This is a genomic window from Moorena sp. SIOASIH (genome assembly GCF_010671925.1).
Classification (GTDB): domain Bacteria; phylum Cyanobacteriota; class Cyanobacteriia; order Cyanobacteriales; family Coleofasciculaceae; genus Moorena.
The window spans coordinates 1192831-1213604 of the sequence record NZ_JAAHIH010000004.1; the positions used below are offsets into that span (position 1 = coordinate 1192831).

Genomic DNA, 20774 nt, shown 5'->3' on the forward strand with positions numbered 1-20774 from the left:
TGAACCCATCATGATTGCTGATAAAAGTCCAAATTACATTTCAAAAGAAAACTATCTATCCCAAGAAGACGAAAGTCCCATCAAACACGAGTATATTGATGGAGAAATCTATGCCATGGCTGGAGCCAGTGATGCCCATGTTACAATTGCCCTCAATCTGGCTTCAGCCTTAAGAAATCATGTAAGAGGCACTGGTTGTCGGGTTTATATAGCAGATATGAAAGCGTATATTGAAGCCGCCAATAGTTATTACTATCCTGATGTTATGGTGACTTGCGATACCAGAGATAAAGAATTGACCAATTATAAAAAATATCCGTGTTTAATTGTCGAAGTCTTATCTCCGAAAACCGAAGCCTTTGACCGGGGTGACAAATTTTATGACTATCAAAAATTAGACACATTGGTCGAATATGTCCTAATTAGCCAAGACCATCAACGTCTAGACTGCTTTCGCCGTAATGCCCAGGGAATTTGGACATTACAATTTTATGATCCAGGTACTGAAATTAACCTAGAAAGTGTAGATTTTCGTAGCAGTATTGAGGCTTTGTATGAAGATGTCACGTAAGCGGTCAGCGCTCAGCAGTCAGCAGTTAGCTTAAGCTGGTTTTCATTTAAATTCTATTGTTATGACAGCATTACAAAATTGATAATCCTAGGGTGGGCAGTGCCTAGTAATGGGATTGGCCTTTCGGCCACGCTACGCGAACGCTAGCTATTATTATTGGTTTCAATCACTGCCCACCCTACCTAACTATGAAATTAAATAAAGAGCAACTTATCAGGTAATAGCTAACGGCTAAACTAAGGAAAAACCTAACAATAAATTAAATATAATTTAGTGAAAAAATTGTCAAAATAAATAGTTGTAAATAAATGTAAAAATAATTATTTAGCCCTGGCATTTTTTCTAGAATTTATGTATAGTATAGAAAGTAAAGACGGATACTAATAACCGCGCTGGATATGCCCGTTAACCATCCCCAGCGCGGCTTTCCTCCCACCTAAATAGGAGCTACTTCCATCATGGCATCAAAAAATCACGATTATCTATCCTGCCCTGGAATGGGCAGTGGAATGGGCAGTGGAATGGGCATCTTGGTGGAACTGGCATCTTGCCAGTGACCGGAATGGGCATCTTGCCAGTGACCGGAATAGGCATCTGTGGAATGGGCATCTGTGGAATGGGCATCTTGGTGGAACTGGCATCTTGCCAGTGACCGGAATGGGCATCTTGCTGTGGAACTGGCATCTTGCCAGTGACCGGAATGGGCATCTGTGGAATGGGCATCTTGGTGGAACTGGCATCTTGCCAGTGACAATTTCCCGACGGGCTGTTCCAACCAGGCGCGAAGAGGCGGAAAATCAGGGCAAGCCTTGTGGTGGTGCGTTACGGGGCTACTGGCTACGAAGTTGAATATGATGGCAAGGCGCGCCCCTAACGCACCCTAAGCACTGAATGCGATGGCCTTTCGGCCACCCTAAGCGATTGGCCGTAGGCCACGCTACGCGATCGCAAACTGCTGAAACCTAACCAGATTTGATGTAATATTTCCCCTATTACAAATTTAAGTGCTTATGGGTGGAATAATGCAAAACTCCCCTTTGAATTAAGAATTTAGAATGCCCGAATTTAGAATTTGGAATTCTACATTCTGCATTCTACATTCTGCATTCTGACAGACAACCTTGGCCAAAAGGCCACGCAATCGCGTTCAACCTGTAACCTACCCTACGGGAACGCCAAAGGCGAACAACCAAATAACCTTCAACCCACCCGACTCAAACCCCTTGGGCGAACAACCTTAAAAAAAAAATGGATAAATTCATCTAATATTCATATAAATTTAATCTATTTTTGAATAAAATTCAGGAATATTGAAAGACTAGTTATAGTCTCTATCGGGACTATTATAATGTCTGGATTTTCGGTATGATTATTTTTAATTAAGCAACGAAAAATTCTTCAGTTTTGTCAAAGGTATTGTAGGATGTAGTTTGGAATAAAACCCTAAACTACCAAGGCTTTTTTTGATCTGTTAGTGCTTGTTGAACTGTAGCAACACGACTACCTCACTATGACCCAATTGAATTATTGGTTGAAATCCTTAGGAATGCTAACTGTAGCTGTGCTGACTACGGTAACTCCTATTACTTCCAGGAAAGCTAGCGCTAGAACAGTTGCGGACTTAAGACAAGAGGGAAAATCTCTGGAAATTTCTGTGCTTCCTCCAGACACAGATCCAGATTCCATTAAAATCCCTGTTCCTCCTCCGGAAACGAACAAGAATGGCATTTGTCCGGAGTTTCTGCCACCAGTGATTGACTCGATTATCGATCATCCTTCCTTGGCGAGAGGGAAATGGGGGATTTTGGTTGAATCATTATCAGAAGAAAAGATTTTCTACAGCCACAATGCTAATCAATACTTTATCCCTGCTTCTAACATCAAACTATTAACTACAGCAGCAGCATTAAACAAGCTTCATCCCAATACTCCGATTCGCTCTAAGTCAATGGAAGAATGGGTGAAGATAACGAATCTAAAAAGCAACAATAGCTATGCTGATACCTTATTGCGCTATATTGGCGGGTCGGAAGCAGTGCAGGATGCTTTGGCAGAATTGGGAGTTGACCCTAATAGTTATCGACTGGCAGATGGGTCTGGCTTATCCCGGAAAAATTTAGCAACTCCGGAGGTATTTGTAACTACTCTCAAAGGGATGAGTGACGCCAATAATAACGAAGTTTTCCTGGCTTCGTTACCGGTTGCGGGAGTGAGCGGTACCCTCAAAAATCGGTTGCGTCATCCCTCTACACAAACCAAAGTTCAAGCCAAAACTGGCACCCTCAGAGGAGTAAAAGCTCTGTCTGGATATCTAGAACATCCCGATTACGGAACTATTGTGTTTAGCATCATGGTTAATCAACCATCCCAATCAGGCAAAGTCTTAGAAAAAGGAATTGATCAGATCGTTCTGCGCTTAACTCAGCTGATGCCTTGTAGTTGATAGAGAGTGTGGGGAGATGGGGAGATGGGGAGATGGGGAGATGGGGAGATGGGGAGATGGGGAGATGGGGAGATGGGGAGTGTGTGCGGGAGGTGAGATCAGCAACTGGTGTAGGCAAAGTCTATGGCCTCTTGCCTCTTGCCTCTTGCCTCTTGCCTCTTGTTTATTGCCTCTTGCCTCTTGCCTCTTGCCTCTTGCCTCTTGCCTCTTGCCTCTTGCCTATTCCCTCTTGCCTCTTGCTTTCAACAATCCGATCAAAATACCAATTCAATCCCGGAGCGAGCAAGCTATGGAACCGGCCTAGTAATCTCATCTCGAATCCTGGCATGATCCCAAACTGCTTTTTCTCAATACCTCGTACAATCTGATTCGCTACAGCAGTTGCACTCCACATCTGGGCACTGCCAGTAATCATCTTAGTTTCCAGGGGCTTGGTTTTATTTTCTGCTTCCAGTTGTGGGGTATCGGTATCGGGAGGATAGACAATAGAAACATGAATTCCTTGGGGCTTTAACTCACCCCGCAAGGATTCCGCTAAACCCCGCAGGGCAAATTTACTGGGACTGTAAGGGGTATAGCCATAAATACCAATCAGTCCAGCACCGGAAGATAGCAGTACAATATGACCCTTGTGTTGCTGTACCATGCTGGGTAGTACTGCTTTAATAGCATAGAGGGAACCAAAATAGTTAACTGCCATGGTTTGTTCAAATACCTCTATGGGCAGCTCTTGGAAGTAACCAGGATGAGCAATACCAGCGCTAGTGATTAATAGGTCAGCCGGACCGATTTGATCAATTGCTTGCTCAATGGCTGCTTCTACCTGTATCTGCTGGGAAACATCAGCAGAAATAGTTAGAATTTTTGCTTGCGGATGCGTTCCCATCCCTTCAATCTCGACTTTAGCCTGCTCTAGCTTGGCTGCATCCCTAGCAATCAAGGTCAGATTAGCTCCCTTCTGGGCTAATAATTTGGCAGTGGCTTTGCCAATCCCACTGGAGCCCCCTGTGATAATAGCGTGCTGTTGATTGAAGGTCATGGTTGAGTCTATAGGGAACAGGGAACAGGGAATAGGGAATAGGGAACAGGAAACAGGGAGTCGGGAATCGGGAATCGGGAATCGGGAATCGGGGGTGTTGGGTCAATCTTGGAATGAATTAGGAGTAGAGTGGGCATCCTGCACGCGCGAAAATATTGATAACAGGCAAGATGCCCATTCCATAGAGAACGGGCAAGATGCCCATTCCACAGATGCCCATTCTACAGGTGCGACCCAAGGCCGGGGAACCCGGCCATTGGAAAGCGCACCTAATGACTCTTAAAATCATTCCATTATTAAGCAAGGCCCTCTACTCCCTACTCCCTACTCCCTACTCCCTACTCCCTTAAACTGAATTATGCGATCGCGGATTCGCTTACCGCCACTTCCTCATTCTTAGCCGGTAAAGGTGCTGGTTTATTAGTCATAAATTCAGCCAGCTGAGCCTCTATTTGGTCACGAACAATTTGGCGATATTCGAGGAAGTGTTCCGCGTAGGCACAAACCACAAAGAAAGAGCCCACAACTTTCGGTTTCTGCTGAATCAGCTTAAACAGACTATTCCAGAAAGTCCAGCGGGTCTTACGAAGAAACCCTTGTCGCCAGCATAGGGTTAGTAGCGCCCGGATAGTTATCCAATCGATCCGACGAGGTACAGCATGCCTCGGTAGACCAAGCTTCATAAAGTGGTTGTAGGTGCGGTTTAAAAATCGCTCTGGGTCATACAGAGTCCAAAACGCCTCCACATATTCACGAGCAATTTCTTCCACTGGCCGAGTTGGAACAAAATTGATCAAAGTGGTTTGGTTAATATTAGCCCCACCATCGAGAAGTCGTCCTTCTTTTTCAAGGCGATGCCACAGAGCAGTATTAGGCAATGCCTGCAACATACTAAACAAGGCAATAGGAATCGACGTTTTCTCAATAAACTGGACAATGCGATCGCCTGCGCCTGGTTTTTCGCCATCAAAGCCCATGATAAACCCAGCCATCACCCTCAGACCTGCATTGGTAATGGCATCCACCGATTCACTCAGAGAATCCCGAGTATTTTGGAACTTTTTAGTCAGGGTAAGGCTGTCTTCATCAGGAGTTTCAATGCCCAAAAAGACCACTTTAAAATTACAATCGACCATCAGGTCCATCAGTTCTTGGTCTTGAGCCAAATCCACTGAAGCTTCGGTGATAAAGCTAAAAGGATACTCATGTTCAGCCATCCAGACCTTCATGGCTTTCAGCAGAATCTTGACATTGCGCTTATTGCCAATAAAGTTATCATCGACTAGAAAAATCCCCCCTTGGAAATTCAGTTCTAAGAGGCGTTCTAGTTCAGCTAACAACTGCTCTGGAGCTTTAGTACGGGGTTTGCGACCGTAGAGGACAATAATATCGCAGAATTCGCACTGAAATGGACAGCCCCGAGAGAACTGGATTGCCATAGTGTCATAGGCTTCGAGGTCCAGAAGATCAAAGCGGGGGATTGGGGTTTCCGTAACATCCGGCTTCTCACCATTAGCACGGAAAACCCCTTCACTCTCGCCCCGTTCAATGGCTGAGACAAACATTGGTAGGGTAATTTCCCCTTCATCCAAAATCAAGTAATCTGCCCCAGCCGCTTCCGGTTCGTGGGGTGAGGTGGTCGGGTAAGGACCACCCACGGCTACCTTTTTCCCACGGCGCTTAGCTTCCTGAATTTGCTCAAGAAAATCCTTTTTCTGGACGATCATACCTGAGATAATCACCATCTCAGCCCAATCCCATTCTGCCTCCGTTACCTCAGATACATTGCGGTCAACCAGTTTAAAGGACCATGTCTGAGGTAATATCGCTGCTACTGTCACCAAACCTAGGGGTGGCATCAGTGCCTTGCGATTCACCAACTCAATGGTTTTCTCCATTGACCAGAAACTTTTCGGAAACAGAGGATATAGCAGTAAAACTCGCATAAGTGGCACCTGAAACGATAGTTAGGTTTTCCGGAATTGATTTATCAGAATGTATCAATTGATCACAGCTGGCTTAACTTAACCAGAGTTGGAAAGATGTCGTTGGCGGATTACCTGTCAGCCACTAACTATTAGGTTAGGTAAATATTAGGTAGGTAACGGGGTGGGAGACTATTCCCCAGTTAGTTAGTTGCTAAGGCTTGCTAATATATATAGTCTGATCCCCGAGTTAATTTCCACTCAATCCGCCAACGGGGTTTGTAATCTGTAAGTTGCCAGTTTTCCCTTAGATTTACCTGTCAGTAGTTATACTTAGCACCGGCCTAAACTGAGAGTTACCCCTTGTTAAGGGATCATCAATAAGCTCAGGTTATGACCGTGTGCAGTATAGTTACTATCAGATAGTTACTCTTAGTTACTCTAAGGATGATGTCTGGGTACTATCGTCCTGCTGAAGCTTTGCTACTTCTTGAGCCAGGGTGTTCACCGTAAAGCGAATTTGCTCCTCCGTATGGTTACAGGTGATAAAGAAGCGCAGGCGGGCAGCATTTTGCGGCACCGATGGATAGAACATAAACGGGACATTGATACCACGCTTAAACAGATTCTGAGAGAGTTGCACCGACTTCAAGGCATCTCCCACAATAATTGGAATCACCGGAGAATCTTTACTCGTCCCTGTGTTGAGTCCCTGTTTCTGGGCTAATTCCAGGAAAAGTTTAGCTCGCTGGTGCAACAGTGCAACTCGCTCTGGTTCTGCCTTGAGTAGCCTTATGGAAGCCAGCACGGAGGCTGCATTAGGGGGAGCTATGCCAACACTATAGACAAATCCCGGGGAGGTATACTTGAGGTATTCTACCACAGCAGCGCAACCAGCAATATAGCCACCGCAGCTAGCAAATGACTTGCTGAGGGTACCCATCCACAAATCTACATCAGCGGGATCAACCCCACAGAACTCACCAACCCCTCGACCATGTTTGCCCAGTACCCCGATGGAGTGAGCTTCATCTACCATCAGGAAAGCTTTGTGGCGTTTCTTGACTGCAATAAACTGGGGCAAGTCGGGAATGTCACCATCAGTACTGTAAACCCCTTCGATCACAATCAGTACCCGTTGATATTGGTGACGACGCTCCTGGAGTATTTTATCCAATGCCTGACAGTCATTATGAGGAAAAGCAATAATGCTCGCTCCCGACAGGATGCATCCCTGCAAAATACTGTTGTGGCTCAGAGAATCATGTAAGATTAGGTCGTTTTTGCCAAATAGATGACTAATAGTAGTTACGTTAGTAGCATGACCGCCCACATAGACGATACTATCCTCAGTACCAATAAACTCAGCAATTTCTTTTTCTAGCTCTCGATGTAAGGGTTTTTCCCCTGACAACAGACGACTAGCACAGGCAGAGGTACCATAAAGATCTATGGCATCCTTTGCTGCTTGAGATATCACTGGGTCACCACACATCCCCAGATAATTATAAGTGGCATAATTAATCAATTCCCTGCCACCAATCTGTGTGGTATTGTTTACCACCCGTTCTTGGGGGGTAAAGAAGGGGTTGTTGACCCCCAGCGCTTTGATTTCCTCCTGTTGCAATTGCAGTTTGCGGTATTCTGGATATAGGTGGAAATGGTGGTATTCCGGTGGGATATCTTGGTTGTCTAACTTTTCTGCATCTTGATTTGGGATTAGACCGTTTTTGGCCGATATATGACCATTCGTTTCCGGTATTGACCTCCCTGACGAGGTTTCTAGGTGAGCTTGTGAGTTTCCTGTTGGTTGTTTAGCAACGTATTCCGCCAAATACTCAGCCAATGCCTCAATATTGTCGTGATCCCATAAAAGCGTTGGGGAAAGCCGATGTCCAAGGAAATTCTCCAGCTCTCCGGATAAGTTAACAGCTTCAATAGAATTCAAACCATAATCGGTAAAATCCCGATGAATATCGATTTCTTGGGCATCCAGCTCAAGTACTTCTGCTAGCTTGGACACTAACCAAGTGGCAATGCTTGATGCTTGAGATAATTTTGGGGAACTGACGGTAGATTTGTGATCACTCGTAACCACAGTGGCCGGTGAGCTTTCTTTCCCGTTCCAGACCTGGTTCAACAATTCCATGTTGCACTCCTTCACCACACTAAAAGATTAGATCACCCAACTGCAGTTAATGGCACTGGGTGATCGTCTGCCCTTACCCCTCCATGACTTTTAGATCATTGAGCCTAGTTGTGAACCTTCAACAGCTAATAATGTTCTAAACAGAGATTATGCCTCTATTTCGGTCTTGTTGTCACTCTTGAAGCCAATGAATTGCTATTTTTGGGGTTGACTTGATGGTTATTTTGCCATGATCTACTAAAACTTGTGAAAAATTATATCAATCAAGTCAAGTCTACCCTCTTGCGCCGATAGCGTTTGACAGGTAAGCTATTTTGCATCGAAAAATCTGTTTCTTGACACTCCCCGGTCATTAGACGCGGGGATTCTTAGATCAACGAACCGCCGTAAACCGCCGAGTTCCCATTTCTGACGCCGCCAAAAAACAGGACAGTACAAAACCCGCGAATCCGTGAAAACACCAAATTCCCAGTCAATTCACGACAGACCTAGAGGGCAGTTCTCCTTAAGCGTATCGGCTAAGCCGACGCTACGCGAACGAGTACTTACTGGAAGTGCCTTAAAGAGTCCGTTTCCCTTCCTTTCCTCAAGTTTCGGTGTGCCCCACCTTACTTTGTTTTATCTCAAAGGTGATTGTTCTAGGTTCACACGCCAACTGCTAATTGACGGTTGGGTTTTTAAGGAGGAGTTTCCCTACCCTCCGGGCATTACTACTTTATGGGCAATCAATTGCGGGTCTCTCTCCCGGTTGAGCCAACGGTTTTACAGCCTGTACCCATGCTTTATTCTACATCGGCGTGATGATGATTCCGGATTTCCCGGGAATATTTTCCCAAGGCGGCTAAAGCCGCTGTGACTCTTCATCCCCGCGTTTAAAAACGCGGGGATGAAGAGTTGTACGTCCCCTCGTAAGATGCAGATTTTGTTGATTGGGTCTGGTAACTTCGCCTCTAGGCTTGGTATGAGGGGAAACAAAGCAGGGATAATTCGCGATCGCATAATGGCAAACCATAAAGCTAAATACTCCAACTTAGTCGATCTCGTGGTCGATAGAGCGCTAAACCAACCTAACCAAATTGCTTACACTTTCCTAGCAGACGGGGAAACAGAATCTGGTCATCTGACCTATCAACAGTTAGATCAACAGGCCAGAGCCATTGCTGCTCAGCTACAGTCTCTAGTTGCCAGGGGTTCCCGTGCCTTATTAGTCTACCCCTATACCGCTGGTTTAGAGTTCATTGCCGCTTTCTTTGGATGTCTGTATGCCTCGGTTGTAGCAGTCACCGCTAATCCCCCCCGGTCTAAACAGGCTATTGCCCAATTACAGCAGCGGGTCATTTCTTCCCAAGCCACAGTAGCCCTTACTACCACAGACCTCTGGAAAAGAATCCAGCAGCAGTGTAGCTCGAATCCAGAATTAGCCCCAACCTTAACTGAACTGTCTTGGATAGAAAGCAATGAAATTTCCCAGTCTCTAGCATCAGACTGGATTGAAACCGAGCGCCCAGATCAGGATAGCTTAGCGTTTTTACAGTACACCTCAGGGTCTACCGGTAAGCCAAAAGGGGTAATGGTGACCCATGGCAATATCCTGCACAATTCAGCCTTGATCTATCAGTGCTTCGAGCATACCCTGAATAGTCAAGGAGTAATCTGGTTACCCTTGTTTCATGATATGGGGTTGATTGGTGGTGTGATCCAGCCCATCTATGGCAGATTTCCCGTTACACTCATGTCACCAGTAGCCTTAATACAGAAACCAGTTTGCTGGCTGCAAGGGATTTCACGCTATAAAGCCACCACCAGTGGTGGTCCCAATTTTGCCTATGACCTATTGTGTCGCCAGGTGACTTCGGAACAGATAGAAACTCTAGACCTCAGCAGTTGGGAAGTAGCGTTTTCCGGTGCTGAACCGATTCGAGCCGAAACCCTAGAACGGTTTGCCGAGACCTTTGCCCCTTGTGGGTTTAGAGCAGAAGCATTTTACCCCTGCTACGGTATGGCTGAAACCACATTATTTATTTCCGGGGGATTGAAAGCTAACCCTCCGGTGATTAAGTATGTCGAGCAAGGTGCCTTAGGAGAAAATCAGGTGGTAGTTGCTACAAAAGACCAACAGGGAACACAAGGGATTGTCAGCTGTGGTCAGCCCTGGTTGGGTGATCACGTGGTAATTGTTGACCCGGAAACCTTAATAGAGTGTCCAGAAAATAAAGTCGGGGAAATTTGGGTATCTGGTAATGGTGTCGGCAAGGGCTATTGGAATCAACCAGAGGAAACAGAACGCACATTTGGTGCCTATATAAAAGACACCGGCACTGGACCATTTCTGCGCACCGGAGACTTAGGATTCCTACAAGATGGGGAACTCTTTATAACCGGTCGCCTCAAAGAATTGATGATCCTCTGGGGCAACAACCGCTATCCCCAGCATATTGAAGCAACTGTTGAGAAGAGTCATCCAGCCCTGCGACCCAACGCTAGTGCAGCGTTTTCCGTGGATTTAGAAGGAGAAGAACGATTAGTTATTGCTCAAGAGATCAAGCGAAGTTACCTTAAACACTTAGTAGTTGATGAAGTAGTCGCAGCCATTCGTCAAGCAGTAGCCCAAGAGCATATTGCCGATGTTTATGGGATTGTGCTGCTGAAAACCGGAAGTATTCCCAAAACCTCTAGTGGTAAGATTAAACGTCGGGAATGTCGGCTGCGATTTCTTGATGGCACTTTAGAAGCAGTAGGTGAATGGCGACAGAGTCAACTTCAGCAGCGTAGTATTACCGATCTGTTGAGTCAGTTGAATGTTGGTGGCTCAGAATCCTAACGTTGTTATTCGGTCAGCTATCAGCGTGTCGCGTATCAGCGTGTCGCGTATCAGCGTGTCGCGTATCAGCTTATGGGTTACTTCACAGTGCTTTTGGTCTGTGCCAGTCTACTGTTCGCGTAGCGTGCGCGTAGCGTAATCGGTGATGCGCGAATAAGCTATGCAGTGGCCTGACAGGGGTTTCCACTGACTGCTGACTACTGACTGCTGAATGCTTACGTTATTGGAATTCTTAAATGTGTTAAAGATTACCAATCACCAGTTACTAATTCCGAATGAATTTTTTTAGCAACCAGTAAAAAAAATAATTAGGTATGGTAAAATATCCCTCTAAGCGCAGCTAATTTAATTAACTATGAAACGTTCTTTAGAGGCTCTTAGGGAAAAAGCCAGAAATTTCCTGATCTATGGTATTGGTAAAACACTTATCTACAAGTTGGAAAAGCTAATTACTAATTATTCATTAATTGGTAATTCAACCTTCTTTGAGCCTGACCAATTTAATTGGGTGGAAGAGTTAGAATCTCAATCGATTACGATTCGCCAAGAGCTCGATCAAGTCTTGAAATATAGAGATAGTCTACCCACCTTCCAAGATATTTCCCCAGACCAGGGAGATTATGTCAGTACAGATAATCGGTGGAAAACCTATGGTTTTTATGGCTATGGAATTAAATCTAAACAAAATTGTAAAAAATGTCCGGAAACTACTCGTATTATCGAAAAAATTCCAGGTATGAAAACGGCATTTTTTTCAATCCTATTACCAGGTAAGCATATCCCTGAACACAGGGGACCTTATAAAGGGGTAATCAGATGTCTTCTAGGATTACGTGTTCCTGAACCAAAGGAAAATTGTCGGATTCGTGTTGGTAACGACATTCGCTATTGGGAAGAAGGAAAAGCGATGATATTTGATGATACCTTCCCCCATGAGGTATGGAATGAAACCGATGGAATCCGGGTGGTTTTATTTCTAGATATTGTTAGACCCCTCCGTTTTCCTGCTTCATGGATTAATCAATTATTTATTCAAGTAATTGCTTGGTCACCCTACGTTCAAGATGCTATGGCTAATCAGAAGAAATGGGAAAAACGTTTAGATAAGGTGTTTGCTGGCTCTTGAAGAAATAGGGAATAGGGAATAGGGAATAGGGAATAGGGAATAAGGAATAGCGATGCATCGCTTTTATCGTACTTCCTGAATCAAGACTGCAGAGGTAAAAATAATTTTTTACCTTTTCTTTGTTACCTTTTCTTTCTTTCCTGCTCCCTACGAGGTACACAGGTTTTTTACCCTCTTACCTTTGATCTCCTACATCTTATGTCTTTACTTCTTCCTGCTCCCTACTCCCTGCTCCCTACTCCCTGCTCCCTATTCCCTATTCCCAGATCCGCTGTTCCCTGTTCCCTTTACTATATGACAAACGATTTTGATGCCATCATCATTGGTAGCGGAGCTGGTGGAGGAACTGTTGCGTTGGCGCTAGCTAAAGCTGGTAAGCAGGTTTTACTGGTTGAGCGTGGTAACCGATTCACTGACAGTGAACCTTACCAGGACGAGCAACGAATGCTGATCGACATGGCAGCTTTTGATGACCGCACCATCGAGGTCAATGGGCGCAATACCCGGGTGTTTATTGGCGGAATTCTTGGTGGTGGGACTTCTCTGTATGGTGCAGTGTTGATGCGTCCGAGCCGCCATGATTTCCATCCTGGCAAGTACTATAGTGAATGGCTACCACGTCACCTCTGGGATTGGCCAATTACTTATGATCAGCTCTCACCCTATTTCGATCAGGCGGAGTCATTATTCCATGTTGCTGGAGATGATCCTAATAAAATCCTCCATCTAGAAACACCAGCCCACAGCTATCCGGCCAAAACTCCTCCCCTTGAGCCGATCAATCAGAAATTGGAGCGGGCGATTGAGAAAGCGGGATTTACTCCCTTCCACTTACCCCTGGGCATCGACTTTAACCGTTGCCTTCGCTGTCCCAAATGTCCAGGCTACTACTGCCCCAATGACTCTCGTGCTTCGACGTTGGTATGTGCTATTGATGGAGCCGTCAGCAATTACCATCTCCAGGTAAAAACTAATACAGAAGCAGACTGCTTGGTGACCAACGGTAAGGGTAAGGTGCTTGGTGTAAAACTTCGCTGGCGCGATACGGGTAAAATTGAGACGCTTAAAGCTAAAACCTATATTATAGCAGCTGGAGCCATCGGTAGCCCAGTAATCCTGATCAAATCTGGCTTAACTGGTCGTAGTGGTCAAGTTGGCAGAAATTATATGTACCATTGTGGTGCTTTGGGGGCTGGGTTGTTTAGCAAACCTACCGGTGGCGCAGATACCTTCATCAAGCAGTTAGGGTTCACGGATCTTTATTTTGGTTCAGAAGATTTTCCCCATAAGCTCGGGTATTCCCAAACCTTGCCAATCCCTGGGCATCTGAGCATACAAGAAAATTTACCGGTACCAATTCCAGATGCGATCGCAAAATTCCTACTCAAACGGATGCTGGCGATGACAGGATTTGTCGAAGACTTGCCCCAACCCGAAAACAGGGTAGAGGTTAGCAACACAGGAGCGATCCATCTAGTCCACAAATTTCATCCTTACGATATTTACCGTTCCCGTTACTACATGGGCCAGCTCAAGAAAGTGATGGGCCATGCTGGGGTAGTATTCATGTTTGGTGCCACCGGGGATAAAGATGATCGCCATACCGCCCATCAAGTGGGCACCACACGTTTTGGAACCGATCCCAAAACATCAGTGCTTGACCCATACTGCCGTTTGCACGATCATGACAATGTATTTGTTGTGGATGGTGGATTTATGCCAACCTCGTTGGGGGTTAGTCCTGCTTTAACCATTGTAGCTAATGCACTGCGAGTGGCAGATTATATTAAGGAGACTTGTTAGCATGAAAACTGTTGTAATCACAGGAATTTCCGGCACCCTCGGCAGTGCGTTAGGTCAAGAGTATATCAATCGTGGTTGGCAAGTAGTCGGTGTCACCCGTCAAGAAACCCTCGAAGGTAACTATTTCAATACATTGTGTGTGTCTCAACAACAAACCCTTGAAGATGCCCAAAGGTTGCTTGAGTATGACCCCGATGTGATCATCCTGAATGCAGGACAAATCGAAACTGAGGTAGGGGATGGAGGAGTGCCACTGGTTGAGATCGTAGAATCGATGAATCGCGTTAACTACAGTTGGCCAGCATTGGTAGCTCTTGAAGCAGCCAATCTCAAGCGCGAGCGACCCCTGGATGTTGTTGCTATTGGTTCGATTGCAGATGGTAGCCCTTCTTGTTTTGGTCCAGTCTATCATTCTGGTAAAATCGCTTTGCACTATTACTGGTCAGGTGTTGGACCAATCGTTTACCACGCCAGCAATCATCAAATTCGGATGAGGCTTTATCGTCCTGGTGTGATCAGCGGTCCCTTGGCTTGGGCACCAGTGAACCGTCTCAATGAAAAAGGTTATAAAATCCGAGCCAACCGAGTCAATTCTGCTCCTCCTGCTGAAAAAGTGGCTAATACAATCGCCAGCTGGATTGAGAAAAACAAAGAATGGGTGGGAACTTATGATGAGCCTTTTAGCTTTAAAATATTCAAATACCTCTTTGCTTTGTTCCCCAATTTATTTTACAAACTACAGTTGTTTGGATGGCCTCGGGGCAGCAAATTTGTCTAAGTAGGTCTAAGTAGGAAATAGTGAATTTCCTCCAAGAGTTTGGGGGTAAAGATTCAGCTATCAGCGTGTCGCGTATCAGCGTGTCGCGTATCAGCGGTCATGGTAAAGGTGGGTAGTGTTAATAATTGATGGATTCTTGCATAAACTACTACTATTTATTTGAAAAATTCCAGTAAAATGAATTATGATTTCTCGAAGCTACTGAATTATGAATCTTCAAGAGCAGGATAGTTGGTTATGTCGGAATTAGGCTAAAGTAATGTAAGCTATCAGCGTGTCGCGTATCAGCGTGTCGCGTATCAGCCAAAAGCCAAGGCCAAAAGCCACGCTACGGGAACAGTTTATGGGTTAGGTCACAGCGTCGAAGTCTGTGCCACTATACTTTTTTGAATAAAATAAGCTGACAGCTGACAGCTGACGGCTGAATGCTGACGGCTGAATGCTTACAAAGTAATAAGTTGTTTTGTGTAAGTTGTTGAGTGCAGGGGTAAAAGGTGTCACAAACTATTCTCCAAGCAGCCACGTTAGTTGATATCCTGCGCTACAGAGCAGTTAACCAGCCAGATGCGATCGCATATACCTTTTTGGTGGATGGAGAAACCGAACAGGTCAGTCTGACTTACCAACAGTTGGAGCAAAAAGCCCAAGCGATCGCGTTTCACCTGCAATCAATATATTCCCAAGGAGAAACTGCCCTACTCCTTTATCCCCCTGGTCTAGACTATATTTGTGCATTTTTCGGGTGTCTGTACGCTGGGGTTGTAGCTGTCCCCGCTTATCCTCCTAGACCCAACCGCTCCCTTGTCCGTGTTCAGGCAATTGTCAAAGATTCCCTGGCAAGGGTAGCCCTAACTACCCAAGCAATCCTGTCTAATTTAGAGCGACGGTTTACTCAGGCTCCAGAACTCAAGACACTGCAGTGGGTAGCCACAGAAAACATCAACGGCAACTTAGCTCAATCATGGCAGCAACCAGCTATAGATGGTTGCACCCTAGCTTTTATCCAATACACCTCTGGTTCAACCGCTCAGCCAAAGGGAGTGATGATTAGCCACAGCAATCTAGTCCATAATTCAGCTGCTATCTATCAGTATTTTGAGCACACCGACCACAGCAGTGTGGTGAGTTGGTTGCCGATGTACCATGACATGGGTCTGATTGGTGGCATACTCCAACCTCTATACGGCGGTTTTCCAGCTACTCTGATGTCCCCGTTGATGTTTTTGCAAAGTCCAATCCGCTGGTTAAAAGCAATTTCCCACTATCGAGCCACCAGCAGTGGAGGACCAAACTTTGGTTACGACTTATGCGTACGCAAAATCAAGCCGGAACAACTAACAAACTTGGATTTGAGTAGTTGGGACATTGCCTTTAACGGAGCTGAGCCCATTAACTCCGCCATCTTGGAGCGGTTTGCCACTAAATTTGAGTCCTGTGGCTTCCGCCGAGAAGCATTCTACCCTTGCTATGGCATGGCTGAAGCCACCTTAATGGTTTCTGGTGGTCTCAAAAGCGCCCCAATTGTCTTAAAAACAGTTGAGGGGGCAGCACTGGAGCAAAATCAGGTTGTCTCAGCTAGTGTTGAGCAAGAAGGTACCCTTACCATAGTAGGCTGTGGTCAAAGTCTGCCAGACCAGCAGATTGTAATTGTCCATCCTGAAACCTTGACCCCATGTGACCCCGGAGACGTCGGAGAAATCTGGGTATCAGGACCAAGCATTGCCCAAGGTTACTGGAATCAACCGGCAACAACAGAACGGAACTTTCGCGTAACTCTAGCATCAATGGGGGAAAAGCCATTTCTACGCACGGGTGACTTGGGATTCATGCTCGACGGTGAATTATTTATTACTGGTCGTCTGAAGGATCTGATCATTATCAATGGTCGTAACCACTATCCCCAAGATATTGAATGGACCGTAGAAAACACCCACTCCTTGCTCAGACCCACGTGTTCGGCAGGATTTTCGGTAAATATTGCTGGTGAAGAACAGTTAGTGGTGATTGCTGAGGTAGAACGTAGCTATTGGAAATCTACTCGGCTAGCTACTTCTGACCCTGGCAATGGCGCGAAAGACCATGCCCTTGATACCAAGGAGTTAATTCGGTTAATCCGACGAGCAGTCTTACAACATCACGATTTGCAGGTTCATACTGCTCTGTTACTCAAACCAGGTACTATTCCCAAAACCTCTAGTGGTAAGATTCAGCGTCATGCCTGTCGCCAGAGTTTTCTGGCTGCAACTCTGGAGGTTATAGAATGATAGGGATTAGGCTATTGGCTTTAGGCACCCTTAACCATTAAGATAACACCATTAAGATAACACCATTAAGATAACACCTTGCCCTAAGCCTCAAAACTTCCTGAACAGACTGCTTACAGCGTGGAAGTAAAGGTTAACAGATGTTTATTTTCCCTGTTCCCTTGAAACCCCAGATGAGAGTTATAGCAGTCGCCAGGGCAGTTAGGACATGACAAAAGTCTCAAACCTAAGTAAGCGCAAGAGTTTGACTTCTGACTTCTGACTTCTGACTTTTGACTTCTGCTATATGTCCTAAAGTATACTTTCCTTGATAGAATTTAACAATTTTGTAACACTTTCGGATAGAATAAGGCATCAGTGGCGTTTATGAGTAGTTGCAGTACATAGCATATGTCGGAGAATTCCTGGTCAGAAAAAGCGCCAAGCCAAGATCTGAACCAACTTGGCTCTATGCTGTCTAACTTGTCAGAGGAAGAGTTTGAAACTAGCTTACTTTTCCAGGGACTAGAAGGACGCCGACGCAAAGCAGCTTTAGTGTTAACCATAGTGTGGTGCATAACAATAGCACTGCATTTGGTGTCTTGGGGGATCTGGGTGAGCTTGAGCTTAACAACGATATTAGGAATTCATTCCCTACGGTGCTTTCTGGCTCGACCGTTAAAAACCCCTCAACCCTGTTTAGATGAGGAGAAAGACGATTTTCCCTTTGTGTCTCTGCTAGTAGCAGCAAAAAATGAAGAAAGTGTGATCAGTAATTTAGTTAAGTCTCTGTGTCAATTAGACTACCCCAAAAATCAGTATGAACTGTGGGTAATTGACGATTACAGTACTGACCAAACACCAGAAATATTAGATAAGTTAGCAGCAACATACGACCAGTTGAAGGTACTGCACCGGAGTGCTAATGCCGGGGGAGGGAAATCAGGGGCACTCAACCAGGTACTTGGTTTAACCAAAGGCGAGATTGTAGCAGTATTTGATGCAGATGCTAAAGTTCCCAAAGATATGCTGCGCCGGGTGTTACCCTTATTTACTAACCCACGAGTGGGAGCAGTGCAGGTCAGAAAAGCGATCGCAAATGCACCACTGAATTTCTGGACACGAGGGCAAATGTCAGAAATGGCTCTCGACAGCTATTTCCAACAGCAACGTATTGCAGTTGGTGGGATTGGTGAATTGCGGGGCAATGGTCAGTTTGTTCGACGTTCCGCACTACAGCGTTGCGGTGCCTGGAATGAAGAAACCATCACCGACGACTTAGATTTAACCATTCGCCTACACCTCGATCAGTGGGATATTGGCTTTCTCAATTGCCCGCCAGTAGAAGAAGAAGGAGTTACCAGTGCGATCGCACTCTGGCATCAACGGAACCGTTGGGCAGAAGGAGGGTACCAGCGCTATCTCGATTACTGGCGTTTAATTGTAAGTAACCGCCTAGGTTTGCGGAAAACTCTAGATTTATTTACCTACTTGATCATCCAGTACTTTTTGCCCACGGCTGCTGTACCAGACTGTTTGATGGCTATTGCCCGTAACCGTCTACCTATTTTTAGCCCCATTACTGGCCTAACTGTCACCCTATCAGTGATTGGCATGTTTGTCGGCCTGCGCCGCACCAATCAAAATCGACGATTAGGTGTTTCTAGCCTGTTGGTTCCTATGTTGCAGACCTTGAGGGGAAACCTTTATCTATTGCACTGGATGCTGGTGATGGCCGCTACTACCGCTCGGATGTCTGTGCGTGCTAAACGGTTGAAATGGGTCAAAACAGTCCATAGAGGTGGTAGCGAAGAAGATTGAATGAAGAATGTAGAATGAAGAATGTAGAATGAAGAATGAAGAATGGAGAATGTAGAATTAAGAATGTAGAATGAAGAATGTAGAATGAAGAATGTAGAATGAAGAATGTAGAATTAAGAATGTAGAATTAAGAATGTAGAATGCAGAATGGTGAATGGTGAATGGTGAATGGTGAATGGTGAATGGTGAATGGTGAATGGTGAATGGTGAATGGTGAATGGTGAATGGTGAATGGTGAATGGTGAATGGTGAATGGTGAATGGTGAATGGTGAATGGTGAATGGTGAATGGTGAATGGTGAATGGTGAATGGTGAATGGTGAATGGTGAATGGTGAATGGTGAATGGTGAATGGTGAATGGTGAATGGTGAATGGTGAATGCAGAATTCCCAATTCTCAATTCAATTCCCAATTCTAAATTCTAAATTCCCAATTCTAAATTCTAAATTCTCAATTCTAAATTCTCAATTCTAAATTCTCAATTCTAAATTCTAAATTCTAAATTCTAAATTCTCAATTCTCAATTCTAAATTCTAAATTCTCAATTCTCAATTCTCAATTCTCAATTCTCAATTCCCAATTCCCAATTCTAAATTCTAAATTCTAAATTCTAAATTCTAAATTCTAAATTCTAAATTCTCAATTCTAAATTCTAAATTCTAAATTCTAAATTCTAAATTCTAAATTCTAAATTCTAAATTCTAAATTCTCAATTCTAAATTCTAAATTCTCAATTCCCAATTCTCAATTCTTAATTCTTAATTCTTAATTCTTAATTCCCAATTCTTAATTCTTAATTCTAAATTCCCAATTCTTAATTCTTAATTCTTAATTCTTAATTCTCAATTCTTAATTCTTAATTCTTAATTCTTAATTCTTAATTCTTAATTCCTGATAAAAATTCAACAGCTGTTTAGCTAACGCCTGATTCGTATACTGCTCCATTGCCCTTGCATAACCAAAATTTCCTAATTTATCAGCCAAATCTGGTTGCTTGATTAGCTGCTGTAAACAATGTCGTAACTCCGACTCATCTTTTTCAGGAAACACCAACCCAGCATCCCCAATCACATAGGGAATTTCTCCAGAATCGGAACCAATTACTGGTACTTTAGATGCCATCGCCTCAATCAGCACATGACCAAACTGTTCCTTCCAACCTACACTAGTTAAGGTTTTAAACTTATAATTAGTCTCTGATGGTAGCACCAGAGTATTCATCACATTAATATAACGAGGTACCTCGTCATGGGGAACACTCTCAATCCAAATCAGTTGGTTTTTAATTCCCCACTCTGCCGCCTTTTCCATCAATATCGGCTTGAGGGGACCACGCCCTAGCAGCAGCCACTTCCACTGCATCCCAGATAACCCAGCTAGGGCTTTACCTAAAGTCAGTAATCCCTTCTCCTCTACAAACCGTCCCACAAATCCCACCACAAAGTCATTGGGTTGAATTCCCAACTGCTGTTTTAACTCTGGCTGAGGTTGGGGACGAAATAGGCTTTCATCTACCCCCAATTGGGGCATTACTTTAGCTGGTCCGTTATAACCATGTTGTCGCAGGATTTCTACCCCATCCTGATTCCCACAAATCAGTCCATCGGTATGGCGCAGATTATACCCTTCCAACACAGACACCGGAAATTTTACCTGGTAGGGCAGATTCCACCAAGTAAAAAATAGGTTTTTTGCTTTCAGTCCCAATAGCTTATTCAGGGTAATAAATTGAGCATAACCTAATGCCTTAGCTCCCTGTTCCACTTGAATAATGTCGGGGCGAAACTGTTTCAATAAAGGGATAATATCTAGCCCAAATGTCAGCAGCCCCTGATTATTTTCACTAAAGTTAGACACTGGTACCACCCGAAATGAATCTTCCTCACGGGGTTGGGTTTCAATGATGCGATTTTGGACACCACCAGGACGCCAGCGCCGGGGAACCACCACAGTTACCTCAATATTAGGTTCTAACTGAGCGAGTGTTCGTAACTTCTCGCAGTTAAGGTCAACAATATAGGAGTGGCTAGCAACTAAGATTTTCATAGGTAATTT

Annotated in this window: 15 protein-coding genes; 10 read left to right on the forward strand and 5 right to left on the reverse strand. The window is 44.7% G+C overall.

The features are described from left to right. Positions 1-10: 10 nt before the first annotated feature. From F6J90_RS26615 to dacB, 3 genes are all read left to right on the forward strand, one after another. The gene (locus F6J90_RS26615; RefSeq protein WP_293100388.1) at positions 11-571 is read left to right on the forward strand and encodes a Uma2 family endonuclease; all 561 of its coding nucleotides are present in this window, start codon (positions 11-13) and stop codon (positions 569-571) included. 504 nt (positions 572-1075) lie between these two features. Next, positions 1076-1420 (forward strand): hypothetical protein, encoded by a 345-nt coding sequence (locus tag F6J90_RS26620; RefSeq protein WP_293100391.1) that lies wholly within the window; start codon positions 1076-1078, stop codon positions 1418-1420. A 661-nt stretch (positions 1421-2081) separates the two neighbouring features. Further along, the gene (gene dacB, locus F6J90_RS26625) at positions 2082-3014 is read left to right on the forward strand and encodes a D-alanyl-D-alanine carboxypeptidase/D-alanyl-D-alanine-endopeptidase (RefSeq protein ID WP_293100394.1); all 933 of its coding nucleotides are present in this window, start codon (positions 2082-2084) and stop codon (positions 3012-3014) included. Positions 3015-3177: 163 nt separating this feature from the next. Here the strand turns inward: dacB and F6J90_RS26630 are convergent, their stop codons facing one another. Together F6J90_RS26630 and F6J90_RS26635 are read right to left on the reverse strand one after the other, a co-directional pair. Then, entirely contained in the window at positions 3178-4053 is an 876-nt protein-coding gene (locus F6J90_RS26630; protein WP_293100397.1) for an SDR family oxidoreductase, read from the reverse strand. Between the two features lie 8 nt (positions 4054-4061). After that, the gene (locus tag F6J90_RS26635) at positions 4062-4190 is read right to left on the reverse strand and encodes a hypothetical protein (protein ID WP_293100400.1); all 129 of its coding nucleotides are present in this window, start codon (positions 4188-4190) and stop codon (positions 4062-4064) included. A gap of 60 nt (positions 4191-4250) precedes the next feature. On the opposite strand from F6J90_RS26635, the gene F6J90_RS26640 reads away from it, so the two are divergent. Beyond that, positions 4251-4403 (forward strand): hypothetical protein, encoded by a 153-nt coding sequence (locus F6J90_RS26640; RefSeq protein ID WP_293100403.1) that lies wholly within the window; start codon positions 4251-4253, stop codon positions 4401-4403. A 6-nt stretch (positions 4404-4409) separates the two neighbouring features. Here F6J90_RS26640 and F6J90_RS26645 read toward each other — a convergent pair whose 3' ends face one another. Together F6J90_RS26645 and F6J90_RS26650 are read right to left on the reverse strand one after the other, a co-directional pair. Next, positions 4410-5999: a B12-binding domain-containing radical SAM protein gene (locus tag F6J90_RS26645; RefSeq protein WP_293100405.1), complete on the reverse strand. Its 1590-nt coding sequence runs from the start codon at positions 5997-5999 to the stop codon at positions 4410-4412. A gap of 415 nt (positions 6000-6414) precedes the next feature. Continuing rightward, a complete protein-coding gene (locus F6J90_RS26650; RefSeq protein WP_293100408.1) occupies positions 6415-8127 on the reverse strand; it encodes an aminotransferase class I/II-fold pyridoxal phosphate-dependent enzyme in 1713 nt (570 codons plus the stop codon). 1000 nt (positions 8128-9127) lie between these two features. Between F6J90_RS26650 and F6J90_RS26655 the strand changes: the two genes are divergently transcribed. The 6 genes from F6J90_RS26655 to F6J90_RS26680 all read left to right on the forward strand — a co-directional run bounded on the left by F6J90_RS26655 (position 9128) and on the right by F6J90_RS26680 (position 18719). Further along, positions 9128-10948: a fatty acyl-AMP ligase gene (locus F6J90_RS26655; protein ID WP_293100802.1), complete on the forward strand. Its 1821-nt coding sequence runs from the start codon at positions 9128-9130 to the stop codon at positions 10946-10948. 355 nt (positions 10949-11303) lie between these two features. Beyond that, entirely contained in the window at positions 11304-12074 is a 771-nt protein-coding gene (locus tag F6J90_RS26660) for an aspartyl/asparaginyl beta-hydroxylase domain-containing protein (RefSeq protein WP_293100411.1), read from the forward strand. Positions 12075-12272: 198 nt separating this feature from the next. Next, positions 12273-13877, forward strand: coding sequence for a GMC family oxidoreductase (locus F6J90_RS26665; protein ID WP_293100414.1), 1605 nt, complete (start codon positions 12273-12275; stop codon positions 13875-13877). A 1-nt stretch (position 13878) separates the two neighbouring features. Beyond that, complete coding sequence (locus F6J90_RS26670) at positions 13879-14655, forward strand: SDR family NAD(P)-dependent oxidoreductase (protein ID WP_293100417.1); 777 nt, start codon at positions 13879-13881, stop codon at positions 14653-14655. Positions 14656-15149: 494 nt separating this feature from the next. Continuing rightward, a complete protein-coding gene (locus F6J90_RS26675; protein WP_293100420.1) occupies positions 15150-16919 on the forward strand; it encodes a fatty acyl-AMP ligase in 1770 nt (589 codons plus the stop codon). A 390-nt stretch (positions 16920-17309) separates the two neighbouring features. Beyond that, entirely contained in the window at positions 17310-18719 is a 1410-nt protein-coding gene (locus F6J90_RS26680) for a glycosyltransferase family 2 protein (protein ID WP_293100423.1), read from the forward strand. Positions 18720-19589: 870 nt separating this feature from the next. On the opposite strand, the gene hpsO is transcribed toward F6J90_RS26680, so the two are convergent. Then, positions 19590-20765 (reverse strand): hormogonium polysaccharide biosynthesis glycosyltransferase HpsO, encoded by a 1176-nt coding sequence (gene hpsO / locus F6J90_RS26685; protein ID WP_293100426.1) that lies wholly within the window; start codon positions 20763-20765, stop codon positions 19590-19592. Positions 20766-20774 lie beyond the last annotated feature (9 nt).

Excerpts from the sequence above, each read along its gene's own strand:
- hpsO (WP_293100426.1), bottom strand. The coding sequence starts at position 20,765 with ATGAAAATCTTAGTTGCTAGCCACTCCTATATTGTTGACCTTAACTGC.
- F6J90_RS26645 (WP_293100405.1), bottom strand. The coding sequence starts at position 5,999 with ATGCGAGTTTTACTGCTATATCCTCTGTTTCCGAAAAGTTTCTGGTCA.
- F6J90_RS26660 (WP_293100411.1), top strand. The coding sequence starts at position 11,304 with ATGAAACGTTCTTTAGAGGCTCTTAGGGAAAAAGCCAGAAATTTCCTG.
- dacB (WP_293100394.1), top strand. The coding sequence starts at position 2,082 with ATGACCCAATTGAATTATTGGTTGAAATCCTTAGGAATGCTAACTGTA.
- F6J90_RS26670 (WP_293100417.1), top strand. The coding sequence starts at position 13,879 with ATGAAAACTGTTGTAATCACAGGAATTTCCGGCACCCTCGGCAGTGCG.
- F6J90_RS26650 (WP_293100408.1), bottom strand. The coding sequence starts at position 8,127 with ATGGAATTGTTGAACCAGGTCTGGAACGGGAAAGAAAGCTCACCGGCC.
- F6J90_RS26635 (WP_293100400.1), bottom strand. The coding sequence starts at position 4,190 with ATGCCCACTCTACTCCTAATTCATTCCAAGATTGACCCAACACCCCCG.
- F6J90_RS26630 (WP_293100397.1), bottom strand. The coding sequence starts at position 4,053 with ATGACCTTCAATCAACAGCACGCTATTATCACAGGGGGCTCCAGTGGG.
- F6J90_RS26615 (WP_293100388.1), top strand. The coding sequence starts at position 11 with ATGATTGCTGATAAAAGTCCAAATTACATTTCAAAAGAAAACTATCTA.
- F6J90_RS26655 (WP_293100802.1), top strand. The coding sequence starts at position 9,128 with ATGGCAAACCATAAAGCTAAATACTCCAACTTAGTCGATCTCGTGGTC.
- F6J90_RS26640 (WP_293100403.1), top strand. The coding sequence starts at position 4,251 with ATGCCCATTCCACAGATGCCCATTCTACAGGTGCGACCCAAGGCCGGG.
- F6J90_RS26680 (WP_293100423.1), top strand. The coding sequence starts at position 17,310 with ATGTCGGAGAATTCCTGGTCAGAAAAAGCGCCAAGCCAAGATCTGAAC.
- F6J90_RS26665 (WP_293100414.1), top strand. The coding sequence starts at position 12,273 with ATGTCTTTACTTCTTCCTGCTCCCTACTCCCTGCTCCCTACTCCCTGC.